The sequence below is a fragment of the Leucobacter sp. USHLN154 genome (genome assembly GCF_037145595.1).
Classification (GTDB): domain Bacteria; phylum Actinomycetota; class Actinomycetes; order Actinomycetales; family Microbacteriaceae; genus Leucobacter; species Leucobacter alluvii.
Genome location: NZ_JBBCXF010000005.1, coordinates 83,405 through 97,410 on the forward strand (window position 1 = coordinate 83,405; position 14,006 = coordinate 97,410).

The 14,006-nt window shown below is 68.8% G+C and carries 13 protein-coding genes; 12 read left to right on the plus strand and 1 reads right to left on the minus strand.

The window, feature by feature from the left end:
* Nucleotides 1-58: 58 nt before the first annotated feature.
* The 11 genes from WFH23_RS10170 (at nt 59) to WFH23_RS10220 (ending at nt 10,784) form a co-directional block, all read left to right on the plus strand.
* A complete protein-coding gene (locus WFH23_RS10170) occupies nt 59-292 on the plus strand; it encodes a hypothetical protein (protein ID WP_211648912.1) in 234 nt (77 codons plus the stop codon).
* Nucleotides 289-378: a potassium-transporting ATPase subunit F gene (locus tag WFH23_RS10175; RefSeq protein ID WP_336662439.1), complete on the plus strand. Its 90-nt coding sequence runs from the start codon at nt 289-291 to the stop codon at nt 376-378. The genes WFH23_RS10170 and WFH23_RS10175 overlap by 4 nt, the downstream gene beginning before the upstream one ends.
* The gene (gene kdpA / locus WFH23_RS10180; protein WP_336662440.1) at nt 378-2,063 is read left to right on the plus strand and encodes a potassium-transporting ATPase subunit KdpA; all 1,686 of its coding nucleotides are present in this window, start codon (nt 378-380) and stop codon (nt 2,061-2,063) included. Before WFH23_RS10175 ends, kdpA begins: the two co-directional genes overlap by 1 nt.
* On the plus strand, nt 2,060-4,177 hold the full coding sequence (gene kdpB, locus WFH23_RS10185) for a potassium-transporting ATPase subunit KdpB (RefSeq protein WP_336662441.1): 2,118 nt from the start codon (nt 2,060-2,062) through the stop codon (nt 4,175-4,177). The genes kdpA and kdpB overlap by 4 nt, the downstream gene beginning before the upstream one ends.
* 57 nt (nt 4,178-4,234) lie before the next feature.
* Entirely contained in the window at nt 4,235-4,936 is a 702-nt protein-coding gene (gene kdpC, locus WFH23_RS10190) for a potassium-transporting ATPase subunit KdpC (protein ID WP_336662442.1), read from the plus strand.
* Between the two features lie 2 nt (nt 4,937-4,938).
* Entirely contained in the window at nt 4,939-7,464 is a 2,526-nt protein-coding gene (locus WFH23_RS10195; RefSeq protein ID WP_090151110.1) for a DUF4118 domain-containing protein, read from the plus strand.
* The gene (locus tag WFH23_RS10200) at nt 7,464-8,156 is read left to right on the plus strand and encodes a response regulator (RefSeq protein ID WP_090151107.1); all 693 of its coding nucleotides are present in this window, start codon (nt 7,464-7,466) and stop codon (nt 8,154-8,156) included. Before WFH23_RS10195 ends, WFH23_RS10200 begins: the two co-directional genes overlap by 1 nt.
* 282 nt (nt 8,157-8,438) lie before the next feature.
* On the plus strand, nt 8,439-8,852 hold the full coding sequence (locus WFH23_RS10205; protein WP_336662443.1) for a PadR family transcriptional regulator: 414 nt from the start codon (nt 8,439-8,441) through the stop codon (nt 8,850-8,852).
* Entirely contained in the window at nt 8,849-9,220 is a 372-nt protein-coding gene (locus WFH23_RS10210) for a DUF1048 domain-containing protein (protein ID WP_090151105.1), read from the plus strand. Before WFH23_RS10205 ends, WFH23_RS10210 begins: the two co-directional genes overlap by 4 nt.
* 5 nt (nt 9,221-9,225) lie before the next feature.
* Nucleotides 9,226-10,026: an ABC transporter ATP-binding protein gene (locus WFH23_RS10215; RefSeq protein ID WP_336662444.1), complete on the plus strand. Its 801-nt coding sequence runs from the start codon at nt 9,226-9,228 to the stop codon at nt 10,024-10,026.
* A complete protein-coding gene (locus tag WFH23_RS10220; protein ID WP_336662445.1) occupies nt 10,023-10,784 on the plus strand; it encodes an ABC transporter permease in 762 nt (253 codons plus the stop codon). Before WFH23_RS10215 ends, WFH23_RS10220 begins: the two co-directional genes overlap by 4 nt.
* Nucleotides 10,785-10,927: 143 nt before the next feature.
* Here WFH23_RS10220 and WFH23_RS10225 read toward each other — a convergent pair whose 3' ends face one another.
* Nucleotides 10,928-12,325, minus strand: coding sequence for an MFS transporter (locus tag WFH23_RS10225; RefSeq protein ID WP_336662446.1), 1,398 nt, complete (start codon nt 12,323-12,325; stop codon nt 10,928-10,930).
* A gap of 206 nt (nt 12,326-12,531) precedes the next feature.
* Here WFH23_RS10225 and WFH23_RS10230 point away from each other — a divergent pair, with 206 nt between their 5' ends.
* Nucleotides 12,532-13,998, plus strand: coding sequence for an amino acid permease (locus WFH23_RS10230; protein WP_336662447.1), 1,467 nt, complete (start codon nt 12,532-12,534; stop codon nt 13,996-13,998).
* Nucleotides 13,999-14,006: the final 8 nt, after the last annotated feature.

The window sequence follows — 14,006 nt, forward strand, 5'->3', positions numbered from 1 at the left end:
CCGCTGACCGCGCACCGCCCCGAGATCGGGCCCGATCCCGAATTTGCTCGCACCGCCCGTGAGCGTTGCGTCAGCATCCGCGCGAACGCCGTATGGATTCCGTGAGGATCGCCCGGCACCCCGCGCCGCGGGTGTTCGATCAGGAGATGAGCCCGATGGACGGGCCCCCGGCCGGAGCATCGGTCGGCGCTTCTCGATTGGAGATCCCGTGTTGGATCTGGTCACCGTACTGGGCATGATCGCGGTCTTCGCGCTCATCGGCGTGCTGGGCAAGGCGGTGGAACGACTGTGATCGTCTTCGATCTGCTCGCCGCCGTGCTGGCCCTCGGCGCACTCGCGTACCTCATCGTCGCGCTCGTGAAACCCGAGCGATTCTGATGGCCACCACCACCGCGCTCCTGGCGCTCGCATCGATCGCGACCGTCGCACTCGTGCTCGTCGCCCTCTACCGGCCGTTCGGCGACTACCTCGCCTGGACCTACACGTCTCGGAAGCACTGGCGCGTCGAACGGATCATCTACCGCATCATCGGGGTCGACGGACAGACCGAGCAGACCTGGCGCGCCTACCTGCGCGGCGTGCTCGTCATCTCCGCCGTCGGCGTGCTCATCGTGTACGCGCTGCAGCGGCTGCAGCCGTGGCTGCCCTACGCCCTCGGTCTCCCCGCGCCGTCGGAGCACCTCTCGTTCAACACGGCGGCGTCGTTCGTCACCAACACGAACTGGCAGTCGTACTCGCCCGAGCAGACGCTGGGATACGCCGTGCAGATCGCGGGCCTCGCCGTGCAGAACTTCGTCTCGGCCGCCGTCGGCATGGCGGTCGCGATCGCGCTCGTGCGCGGTTTCGCCGCGCGCCGCTCCGGCACGATCGGGAACTTCTGGGTCGACCTCACCCGCGGCACGGTCCGCGTGCTGCTGCCCCTGGCGACGCTCGCCGCCGTCGTGCTCGCGCTGGGCGGCGTCGTGCAGAACTTCGCCGGATTCACCGATGTGACGACGCTCACCGGGGCGACGCAGAGCATTCCCGGCGGCCCCGTCGCCTCCCAGGAGGCGATCAAGCTCCTCGGAACGAACGGCGGCGGATTCTTCAACGCCAACTCGGCCCATCCGTTCGAGAACCCGACGCCGTGGACCAGTCTGGTGCAGATCGTGCTCATGCTGCTGATCCCGTTCAGCATGCCGCGAGCATTCGGGCGCATGGTCGGCGATACTCGCCAGGGCGTCGCGATCGTGAGCGTGATGGGTGTGCTGTACCTCGCATCCTTCACCATCCTCACACTGCTCGAGAGCGCGGGTCGCGGAACGGCGCCCGAGCTCGCCGGCGGCGCCCTCGAGGGCAAGGAGTGGCGCTTCGGCATCGTGGGGTCGACGCTGTTCGCGACGACCAGCACGGGAACGTCGACGGGGGCCGTGAACTCGATGCACGACTCGTACACCGCGCTCGGCGGGATGCTGCCGATGCTGAACATGATGCTCGGCGAGGTGTCGCCAGGCGGCGTCGGATCGGGGCTCTACGCCATTCTCGTGCTCGCCATCATCACCGTCTTCATCGCCGGCCTGCTCATCGGCCGCACGCCGGAGTACCTCGGCAAGAAGATCGGCACTCGCGAGATCAAGCTCGGGGCCATGTACATCCTCGTCACGCCGACACTGGTGCTCGCAGGCACAGCGCTGAGCTTCGCGCTGCCGGGGGTGCGCGACGACGTCGTCTCGACGTCGATCTGGAATCCCGGGACGCACGGCCTCTCCGAAGTGCTCTACGCATTCACCTCCGCGGCGAACAACAACGGCTCGGCGTTCGCCGGACTCACCGCGAACACGCCCTGGATGAACAGCGCCCTCGGCGTCGCGATGCTGCTCGGCCGCTTCGTGCCGATCGTGCTCGTGCTCGCGCTCGCCGGTTCGCTGGCGGCGCAGGATCGTGTGCCGACCACTGCCGGCACACTGCCCACCCACCGGCCGCTGTTCATCGGCATGCTCACCGCGGTGACCGTGCTCGTCACCGCACTCACCTTCTTTCCCGTTCTCGCGCTGGGTCCCCTGGCTGAAGGGCTGATGTCATGATCGCCATGCTCCGCGCCGCACTTCCCGGCGCTCTCCGAAAACTCGACCCCCGCCAGCAGTGGCGCAACCCCGTGATGTTCATCGTGTGGGTCGGGGCGGTGCTCACCACGGTGCTCGCCGTGGCGGAGCCCCTCCTCGGCGGACCGCAGGACTCGGGCGGTTCCCCGGTGCCAGGCGCCTTCACCTGGGCGATCGCCCTCTGGCTGTGGGTGACGGTGCTGTTCGCCAATCTCGCCGAATCCGTCGCCGAGGGGCGCGGGAAGGCGCAGGCGGATTCGCTGCGTCAGACCCGGTCGACCACCACTGCCCAGCGCATCGCGCACTACGACGACACCGGCGACGCGGCGGCGCAGCGCGCCGAGCTGGAGCCGGTCGCCTCTTCGGATCTGCGTCTCGGCGACCACGTCGTCGTGCAGGCCGGCGAGCTGATCCCGGGTGACGGCGACATCGTCTGGGGGATCGCCTCGGTCGACGAATCGGCGATCACCGGCGAATCGGCCCCCGTGGTGCGCGAGTCCGGCGGCGACCGATCGGCGGTCACCGGCGGCACGCGAGTGCTCTCCGATCGCGTCGTCGTGCGCATCACGTCGATGCCGGGCGAGACCTTCGTCGACCGCATGATCGCGCTGGTCGAGGGCGCAGCCCGTCAGAAGACGCCGAACGAGGTCGCCCTGAACATCCTCCTCGCGAGTCTCTCGATCATCTTCGTGGTCGTGGCGCTCACCCTGAACCCGATCGCGAGCTACGCCGCGGCGCCGGTCAGCGTGACCGTGCTCGTCGCACTGCTGGTGTGCCTGATTCCGACGACGATCGGCGCCCTGCTGAGCGCCATCGGGATCGCGGGGATGGATCGCCTCGTGCAGCGCAACGTGCTCGCCATGTCGGGGCGCGCGGTCGAGGCGGCGGGCGACGTGACGACGCTGCTGCTCGACAAGACGGGGACGATCACCTACGGCAACCGCCGCGCGAGCGCGTTCCTGCGACTCGACGGAGTGCGCGAGCACGAGCTCATCGACGCGGCCGCACTGTCGTCGCTCGCTGATCCCACACCCGAGGGGGTCTCGATCGTGGAACTCGCCGACGCGGAAGGCGGACGCTTCGACCGGTCGCCGTCGGGCGAGATCGTGCCCTTCACCGCACAGACCCGCATGTCTGGGCTGGACCTGCCCGACGGCACGCGGATCCGCAAGGGTGCCGGGTCGGCGATCCTCGCCTGGGTCGAGGCGGCCGAGGAATCGGGGGAGTCGAACGGTGCGGGGGCCCCGAACAGCGTTCCCGAGCCGGTGCGCGTCGAACTGGAGCAGCGCGTCGCCGAGGTCTCTCAGAGCGGCGGCACGCCCCTGGTCGTCGCCGAGCAGCGCCCCGGCGGCCCGGCGCGGATCCTGGGCGTCGTCCACCTGAAGGACGTCGTCAAGGAGGGCCTCCCCGCGAAGTTCGAGGAACTCAGGGCGATGGGGATCCGGACCGTCATGATCACCGGTGACAATCCGCTCACCGCAGCCGCCATCGCCCGCGAGGCCGGCGTCGACGACTTCCTCGCGGAAGCGACCCCAGAAGACAAGCTCGCCTACATCCGCAAGGAGCAGGAGGGCGGCAACCTGGTCGCGATGACCGGCGACGGCACGAACGACGCGCCGGCGCTCGCTCAAGCCGATGTCGGGGTCGCGATGAACACGGGCACCTCAGCGGCGAAAGAGGCCGGCAACATGGTCGACCTCGACTCCGACCCGTCGAAACTCATCGACATCGTGCGCATCGGCAAGCAACTCCTCATCACTCGCGGCGCGCTCACGACATTCTCGATCGCGAACGACGTCGCCAAGTACTTCGCCATCATCCCGGCGATGTTCATGGGCGTGTTCCCGCAACTCGCAGTGCTCAACATCATGGGGCTGCACTCGCCGGCCTCGGCGGTGCTCTCGGCGATCATCTTCAACGCCATCGTGATCGTGTTCCTCATCCCGCTCGCACTGCGCGGAGTCCGCTTCCGCGCCGGAAACGCCTCGCAGATCCTCGGACGAAACCTCGCGATCTACGGCCTCGGCGGGCTCATCACCCCGTTCGCGGGCATCTGGCTCATCGATCAGGTCGTCCGCCTGATCCCCGGGTTCTGACATGCGACGACCCCGCTCCCATCCCACCGCTCCGCACCTCACAGAAAGGCGACTCGCATGCACGCACGCACTCGTCTCCCCGGTCGTCCGCTGATCCGCACGCTCGGCGTCGCGCTCCGCGCAATGGCCCTCTGCACACTCGCCCTCGGCATCGCGTACCCGCTGCTCATCACGGGCGTCGCGCACCTGGTCGCACCCGCGCAAGCCGCAGGGTCGCTCGTCACCGGACCGAGCGGCGACGTCGTCGGATCATCGCTCCTCGGACAGCCGTTCGCCGACGACGACGGCGCGCCGTCGGCCGAGTACTTCCAGCCCCGACCTTCGGCAGCGGGCGACGGATACGACGGCGCCGCGTCCTCCGGGTCGAACCTCGGCCCGGAACACGCCGACCTCATCGCCGCGATCGAAGAGCGACGCACCGAGATCGCCGACTTCAACGGCGTCTCCGAAGCTGCGGTTCCCGCCGACGCCGTCACCGCGTCGGCCTCCGGCCTCGACCCGCACATCAGCTCCGCGTACGCGCAGATCCAGGTGGACCGGGTCGCCGCAGCACGAGGCCTCGATGCGGCCGACGTGCGATCGATCGTCGCGGAGCACACGAGTTCGGCGGATCTCGGATTCCTCGGACAGCCACGAGTCAATATCCTGGAGCTCAACGTGGCGCTCGACGCCGCGCACCCCGCACCGGCAACCGAATCGCAGCTCGATGAGCAGCAGGACGCGAAGCCCAGCGGGTCGTCCGGCGAATCCGAGGAGTGACGATGACGAAACGGGGGCGTCTCCGCGTGCTGCTCGGCGCCGCCCCCGGTGTCGGCAAGACGTTCGCCATGCTCGAGGAGGCCAGGCGAATCCGGGCCGACGGCGTCGACGTGGCGATCGCTTTCGTCGAGACGCACGGGCGCGCGGCGACCGCAGCCATGGCCGACGGACTTCCAGAGGTGGCGCGCACGACCGTGACGCACCGCGGGGTCGCCCTGGAGGAGATGGATCTCGATGCCGTGCTCGAACGGCATCCGACCGTCGCCCTGGTCGATGAGCTCGCGCACACGAACGCGCCCGGCGGCGCGCACGAGAAGCGCTGGCAGGACGTCGACGTGCTGCTCGCAGCCGGAATCGACGTCATCTCGACACTCAACATCCAACACATCGAATCGTTGAACGACGTGGTGGAGCAGATCACCGGCGCCCCGCAGCGCGAGACCGTGCCCGACCGCTTTCTCCGCGGCGCGGACCAGATCGAGGTCGTCGATCTCGCCCCGCAGGCCCTGCGCGACCGGCTCGCGAGCGGCACCGTCTACCCGGCCGAACGCATCGACGCGGCGCTCTCCAACTACTTCCGCATCGGCAACCTCACCGCACTGCGCGAGCTCGCGCTGCTGTGGCTGGCCGATGAAGTCGACCAGGCGCTCAAGGGATACCGTGCCGAGCACGGCATCAGCAGCACCTGGGAGGCGCGCGAGCGGGTCGTCGTCGCGCTCACGGGAGGGCCCGAGGGGGAGACCCTGCTCCGACGCGGGGCCAGGATCGCCGCGCGCTCGGCCGGCGGCGAGCTGCTCGCGGTGCATGTCTCGAGCCAGGACGGGCTGCGCACGGAGCACCCCGCCGCGCTCACCCAGCAGCGGGCCCTCGTCGAGAAACTCGGCGGCACCTACCACCAGGTGATCGGCGAGGATGTGCCGACAGCGCTCGTCGAGTTCGCGCGCTCCGTGAACGCGACCCAGCTCGTGCTCGGCGCGAGCCGGCGTGGTCGTGCCGCTGCGGCGCTGACGGGGCCGGGGATCGGTGCCACCGTGGTGCGAGAATCGGGCGACATCGACGTGCACATGGTGAACCACGCCGAAGGCGTGCGCCGCCTCGCCCTGCCGCGCCGCACCGGAGCGCTCACCGCGCGGCGCAGACTGCTCGGCTTCGCACTCGCGATCGTCGGCGGCCCGCTGCTCACGTGGCTGCTCGCCTCGGTGCGCAGCGACGACTCGATCACGAGCGACGTGCTCAGCTATCAGCTGCTCGTCGTGCTCGTGGCGCTCGTCGGAGGCATCTGGCCGGCGCTCTTCGCGGCGGTGCTCTCCGGTCTCACGCTCGACTTCTTCTTCATCGAGCCCCTGTACGCCGTGCACATCCACGAGCCGCTCCACCTGCTCGCGGTCGCGCTGTACGTGGTCATCGCGGTGCTCGTGAGCGTGATCGTCGACCGCGCGGCGAGGTACACGCGTGCGGCGCGCAGGTCGGCCGCCGAAGCGGAGCTCATCCAGACCATCGCCGGCAGCGTGCTGCGCGGCGACGACGCGCTGCAGGCCCTGGTCGATCGCACGCGGGAGGCGTTCGGGCTCCGCGCCGCACGTCTCGTCGATGCGACGGGCGCCGAGCTCGCCGCATCCGGACAGCCGACGACGCCCTCCCGCGACGGCATCGAGATCCCCGTCGGAGCCGACGCGACGCTCGAGCTCAGCGGCGCCGAGTTGGCCGCCTCCGAGCGCCGTCTGCTCACCGTCGTCGCATCGCAGCTCTCGGCGGCGCTCGAACATCGCCGGCTCGAGCGCACGGCGCGCGAGATCGAGCCGATCGCGGCGTCCGACCGCGTGCGCGGCGCCCTGCTCTCAGCGCTCAGCCATGACCTGCGCCGCCCGCTCGCCGCCGCGACCGCCGCCATCGGAGGGCTCCGAGCGGCCGGCATCTCCCTGAGCGCCGACGACCGCCGGGAACTCCTCGACACCGCGGCCGAGAGCCTCGACGGGCTCGGCGCCCTCGTCACCGACCTGCTCGACGTCACGCGCATCCAAGCCGGGGCGCTGTCGATCCGCGTCGCCTCGACCGACCCGGAATCCGTGATCGCCCCCGCGCTCGACGAACTCGGGATGGGGCCGAACGAGGTGTCGCTCGCGCTGCAGCACGGGGACGCCTCGGTGCAGGCCGATCCCGTGCTGCTGCAGCGCGTTCTGGTGAATCTGCTCGCGAACGCGTCGCGCTACAGCCCCGCGGGAGAGCGCGTGCTCGTCACCACGAGCACCTTCGCCGATCGCCTCGAGATCCGCATCATCGACCACGGGCCGGGCATCGCAGCGGAGAAGTACGACGACATCTTCGTACCGTTCCAACGCCTCGGCGATACCGACAACTCGACTGGGCTGGGACTCGGGCTCGCCCTGTCGCGCGGGTTCGTCGACTCGATGCACGGCACGCTGCTGCCCGAAGACACGCCGGGCGGGGGTCTCACCATGGTGGTCTCGCTCCCAGTGACGCCCGCCGTGCCAGTGTCCGATTCCGCACCGTCTGGAGACCTCAGCTGATGAAGATCCTCATCGCCGACGACGATCCGCAGATCTTGCGCGCGCTGCGCATCACGCTCACCGCGAAGGGATACGACGTGTTCGTCGCCGCAGACGGCGCCCAGGCGATCGCGGCGGCGATCGACCATCGCCCAGACCTCTTCCTGCTCGACCTCGGCATGCCCATGCTCAACGGCATCGAAGTGATCGAGGCGATCCGGGGATGGTCGCAGGCGCCGATTCTCGTGGTGTCAGGTCGGGCGGGCGCCGCCGACAAGGTCGACGCGCTCGACGCCGGCGCCGACGACTACGTGACGAAGCCGTTCGCCATCGAGGAACTGCTGGCTCGCATCCGAGCGCTCTCGCGACGCGTGGTGCGCGATGCAGCGGTGCCCGTGGTGCGGCTCGGCGACGTCACGGTCGACCTCGCAGCGAGAAGCGTCACCCGCTCTTCGCCGGAGGGGGAGCAGCAGATCAGACTCACCCCGACCGAGTGGCAGGTTCTGGAGCTGCTGATCCGCAACCCGGGCCGTCTCGTGACGCGGCAGACGCTGCTCACCTCCATCTGGGGTTCCGAGCACATCGAAGACACGGGGTATCTCAGGCTCTACCTGTCGCAGCTGCGGAAGAAGATCGAGGCTGATCCAGCCAACCCCGTCCACCTCATCACGGAGGCCGGCATGGGCTACCGCTTGGAGCACGTCACCTCCTGAGCCTCAGGCGCCCACTCGCGCCTGTGTCGCGCCCGTGACGCGCCTGTGACGCGCCTGCGCCGCGCCGCGTCATGAGCTCGGGCGAGATCTGCAACGTCCCCGTCCCCGTCCCCGTCCCCGCGGTCGGGGTCACTTGCGGAGTGTGTCGAGCGCCCTTCGCGGGGCGACACGCTCCGCAAGTGACCCCGACCGAAAAGAAGCGGTAGTGAGTGTTGCCGAGTAGCGGTACCTAGTGTTACTCTCTAGCTGTAGTCAGTAACACAGAGTAGCTAGGGGCGGCGCATGGCCACGCAGATGACCGAGATGCTGAAGGGCACCCTCGAGGGGATCGTGCTCGCGATACTCGCGGAGCGCTCGGCGTACGGATACGAGATCACCGCGTCCCTGCGAGAACGCGGCTTCGATGACATCGCCGAGGGCACGATCTACGCCCTGCTCGTGCGCATCGAGCAGAAGGGGCTCGTCTCGGTCGAGAAGGTGCCCTCGGAGAAAGGCCCGCCGCGCAAGGTGTACTCGCTCGGCGATGCGGGGCGGGCACGGCTCGCGGAGTTCTGGGAGTCTTGGGACTTTCTCGCCGCGCACATCGACGCACTGCGCGCTCCGGCGAACCCCGGAACCCAACCCACCCCTGCGCCCGGCGCGAATTCGGCGCCCGGCACGAACCCTGATGTCCGCACGAATGGAGTACACGCATGACCGCGAAATGGATCGAGACGCTCACGGGCTCTCTCGAAGAGAAGAAGCAGTACAAGGCCGCGACAGCACGCATCGAGGCGCTGCCCGCGCCGTACTCGGACGTCGCCCGAGCGTTGCAGCGCTACTTCCTGTACTACGGCATGATCAGCGACGGATCGGTGCTCACCGCAATGGTCGCGGACCACGCGGACCTGTGGGAACGCGCAGCGCTCGACGGCGCCTCGGTGCGCGACATCATCGGCGACGATCCGGTGGAGTTTGCCGAGACGTTCGCCGCCGCGTACTCCGACAAGCAGTGGATCGACAAGGAGCGGGCGCGCCTGCGCACTGCGGTCGCCGCAGCCGAGTCCACGGGCGATCGTCGGTAGCGATCATGAACACGACTCTGCAGCGATCCGCGGCGTTGAGCGTGCGCGGGATCGCGAAGTCCTTCGGCACCACTCCCGTGCTGCGCGGCGTCGACTTCGATGTCGAAGTCGGCACGGTCTTCGCCCTGCTCGGATCGAACGGGGCGGGGAAGACCACGCTGATCCGCATTCTCGCCACCCTGCTGCAGCCGGACTCCGGCACCGCGACCGTGCTCGAGCGCGATGTGGCGGGTGAGCCGGAGTCCGTGCGGCGGGCGATCAGCCTCACGGGTCAGTTCGCCGCGGTCGATGAGGTGCTGACCGGTCGCGAGAATCTGCATCTCGTCGCTCGGCTCCGCCATGTGGATCGGCCGGCGCAGGTCGCCGACGAGATGTTGCGCAGGTTCTCGCTCGACGAGGCCGGGGACCGGCGGGCGGGGGAGTACTCGGGCGGGATGCGACGGCGACTCGACATCGCCATGAGCCTGGTCGGCGATCCTCCGATCCTCCTCCTCGACGAGCCGACCACGGGCCTCGACCCGCAGTCGCGCATCGAGGTGTGGTACCTCGTCCGTGAGCTCGTGGCGGCGGGCACCACGGTGCTGCTGACGACGCAGTACCTCGACGAGGCGGAGCATCTCGCCGATCGCATCGCGATCCTGCACGAGGGGCGCATCGCGCGTCAGGGCACCCTGGCCGAGCTCAGATCGCTCCTGCCGAGACGGCAGCCCGTGCTCATCGAGCCGGAGCCGACGCTCGAAGACATCTTCCTCGCACTCGTCTCGAACGCGTCCGAGCCGGTTGCCGGAGCGGGGGCGGACTCATGACCGCGCACGCGCTCGCCGATGCCGGCGCGCTCACCGGTCGTTCGCTGCGGCACGTACTGCGCAGCCCGGACACAATCATCACGACGGTCGTGACGCCCGTCGCCCTCATGCTGCTGTTCGTCTACGTGCTCGGCGGAGCGATCCGCATCGCCGGCGCAGGGGCGTACATCGACTACATGCTGCCGGGGATCCTGCTCATCACGGTCGCCTCCGGGGTCGCATACACCGCATACCGGCTCTTCCTCGATCGGCAGAGCGGCATCTTCGAGCGTTTCAGGTCGATGCCGATCGCCCGTTCGAGCGCGCTCTGGGCGCACGTGCTGACCTCGATGCTCGCGAATCTCGTATCGGTGGCCGTGGTGGTGGGCGTCGCACTGCTCATGGGGTTTCGCACGAGCGCCTCATTCGGTGCGTGGCTCGGCGCCGTCGGCATCATCGCGCTCTTCACGCTCGCACTCACCTGGATCGCCGTCGTCGCAGGGCTCACCGCGCGATCGGTCGACGGCGCGAGCGCGTTCAGCTACCCGTTGATCTTTCTGCCGTTCGTCAGTTCGGCGTTCGTGCCGACCGATTCGATGCCGGGGCCGGTGGCCTGGTTCGCGCAGCATCAGCCCGTGACGGCGATCGTCGATACGCTGCGGGCGCTGTTCGCTGGGGAGCCGATCGGAGCCGAGATCTGGGTGGCGCTCGCCTGGCTGCTCGCGATCCTCGTGCTCGCAGCCGGAGCGGCGACGCTCCTCAGTCGTCGCCGCTCGTAGGCGCGGGCGGTGCGCCCCGCCGCCCCGCCGCCCCGCCGCGCCCGCCCCGCCCGCCGCTCTCCGCAAGCGGGGTCAGTTCGGGAGGGTGTCGGGCGCTGCAAGAGCTGCGACACCCTCCCGAAGTGACCCCGCTCGTGCGCGGATCACGGCTTCGGCGCGCTCGCCGGCCCCCAGATGTAGATGCCCTCGCGCTGCTCCTCCTCGTCGCCTGGCCGCAGCGAGATGCCCTTGCGGTCGCGCAGCAGCAGCGTGGCGATGAGGCCGATCACGGTCATGCCGACCAGGTAGAGCGTGACCGAGGTCGACGTTCCCGTGGTCTGCTGCAGCCAGGCGGCGATGGTCGGAGCGAACGCGCCGCCGAGAATCGCGCCGATCGCGTACGAGATCGAGACGCCCGAGAACCGCACGGAGGCGGGGAACATCTCGGAGTACCAGGCCGACTGGGGGCCGTAGGTGAAGCCGAGTCCGACCGTCAGCAGCATGAGCCCCGACGCGAGCAGTACCGGGTTCGCGGTGTTCACGAGCGGGAACAGCGCGAAAAGCGCGGCGCCCTGCAGGATCCAGCCGAAGATGTACGTGGTGCGACGGCCAATGCGGTCGCAGATCCACCCCGCGATGAATGTCGAGATGAGCCACGTGACCGATGAGGCGGTCACGGCCCAGAGCACGTCGCCGCGGTCGAGGCCGACGGGGCCCTCGGGGTTCGTCGCGTAGTTCTGCACGTATCCGCCGGTCGTCATGTACCCCACCGCGTTGTTGCCGGCGAAGACGAGTGCGGCGAGGATCACGAGCGGCGTGAAGCGCGCGAACAGTTTGACGATGGGGGCGCCTGTCTGCTCCTTGCGTTCGGCGATCTCGGTGAACACGGGGCTCTCCTCGACCCGGCGTCGCACCCAGTAGCCGACGAGGATCAGGACGATGGAGAACAGGAAGGGGATGCGCCAGCCCCAGTCGAGGAAGGCGTCCCCGGGGAAGATGATGTTCATGATCGCGAGCATCGCGCTCGCGAGAAGCAGGCCGATCGGCACGCCGATCTGCGGCATGGCGCCGTAGAGCCCGCGACGGTCGCGCGGAGCGTGCTCGACGGCCATGAGCACAGCACCGCCCCACTCGCCGCCGGCGGAGACGCCCTGCAGGATCCGGAGCAGGATGAGGAGGATCGGCGCCGCGATGCCGATCTGACTGTAGGTCGGGAGGAGGCCGATGAGCACGGTGGCGGCGCCCATGAGGATCAGTGTGACGACGAGCACGATGCGGCGGCCGAAGCGGTCGCCGAAGTGGCCGGCGAGGAACGCGCCGAGGGGGCGGAACAGGAAGCTGATGCCGACGGTGAGGAAGGCGAGGATCGTGCCGACGCCCGGGCCGGCCGGTTCGAAGAAGAGCTGGCTGAAGACGAGACCTGCCGCCGAGGCGTAGATGAAGTAGTCGTACCACTCCACGGTGGTGCCGACGACGGTGGCGAAGGCGACCCGACGCCGATCGCTGGATGTGGCGATCGTACCGGTCGGGGTCAGCGATCCTGATGCGGATGCTGGTGACATGCGAACACTCCTTTGTGACGGGATTCGGCGAGGTGACACACCTGAACAGCAATAATATACGATTTCAAATACGCTTCCGCAAACCGGCCGGTCGCCGGAGCGCGTCGACCGATTTCCCATTGCGCCGACTTTGTCTTAGCATTCTCAGGTTGTTTCCAGTCCGGTCCGCGGGCGGAACCCGAATCAGTGAGGCACTCCACCACGCAATGAACTCCGAATCACATCACGCAGCGTCCGGGCCCTCACGGCCGATCTCACCTGAGACAGCTGCCGGCTCGGTGCCGCTCGCGCACAAGAAGCTCCGACCGCGCCACGTCACCATGATCACGCTGGGCGGCATCATCGGCGCGAGCCTCTTCGTCGGTTCGGGAAACGTGATCCGCACCGTCGGTCCGGCCGCCGTGCTCTCGTACCTCATCGGCGGCCTCCTCGTGTTCCTCGCGATGCGCATGCTCGGTGAGATGGCGGCGGCCCGGCCGGCGATCGGCTCGTTCATGGAGTACGCGCGCGTCGGTCTGGGCGACTGGGCCGCCTACCTCGTCGGCTGGCTGTACTGGTACTTCTGGGTGGGCGTGCTCGCCTACGAGGCCGTGCTCGGCGGCGAGACCCTGCACGGGTGGTTCCCGGCACTGCCGTCGTGGGTCGGGTCGCTGCTCCTGCTCGCGATCTTCGTCGGCACCAACCTGATCTCCGTGCGCACCTTCGGCGAGGTCGAGTTCTGGCTCGCGAGCGTCAAGGTGCTCGCGATCGTCGTCTTCCTCGGCGCCGGTGTGCTCTTCGCCTTCGGACTCTGGCCGAACGCGACCTACTCGATTCCGAACCTCTGGGAGCACGGCGGCTTCGCCCCCAACGGCTTCGGCGTCGCCTTCACCGGCGTCGCGCTCGTCATCTTCTCGTACTTCGGCACCGAGATCGCGGTCATGGCCTCTGCGGAGTCAGAGGATCCGGCCAAGGGCATCCGTCAGGCGACCAGCACCGTGATCTGGCGCATCCTGCTCTTCTTCGTGGGCGCGGTGCTCGTCATCACCACGATCGTTCCCTGGGACGAGCTGCCGGAGCCGGTCGACGTGGCCTCGGCGCCCTTCACGTATGTCTTCGAGCTCTTCGGGCTTCCGGGGGCGGCGATCGTGATGCAGCTGGTCATCTTCACCGCGGTGATCTCCGTGCTGAACTCGGGGCTCTACTCGGCCTCGCGCATGTTCTCCTCCCTCGCGGAGCAGGGCTTCGCGCCCCGATTCGTCGCGAAGAAGGCGAAGAACGGCGTGCCGGTCGCCGCGCTGCTCGCCTCGACCATCGGCGGAGTCGTCGCGACCGTCGTGAACTTCGCGGCTCCCGATTCCGGCGTCTTCGCGTTCATCATGAACTCGGCCGGACTCGTCGCCCTCTTCGTCTACGTCTTCATCGCACTCACGCAGATGCGCATGCGCCAGAAGATGACCCCGGAGGAAGTCGCGGGTCTCAAGCTCAAGATGTGGCTGCACCCGTGGCTGAATCTGCTGCTCATCGCGGCCATCGTCGCCGTGCTGATCATCATGCTCACGACGGAGGAGGGGCGCACGCAGGTGTGGACGAGTCTCATCGCGACCGGCGTGCTGGTCGTGTGCTGGCCCTTCGTGCGGCGGGTGCGGGCGAAGCGCGCGCGTGCGCAGGCATCGGCGGCGCTCGAGGCCTAACCGTCTCT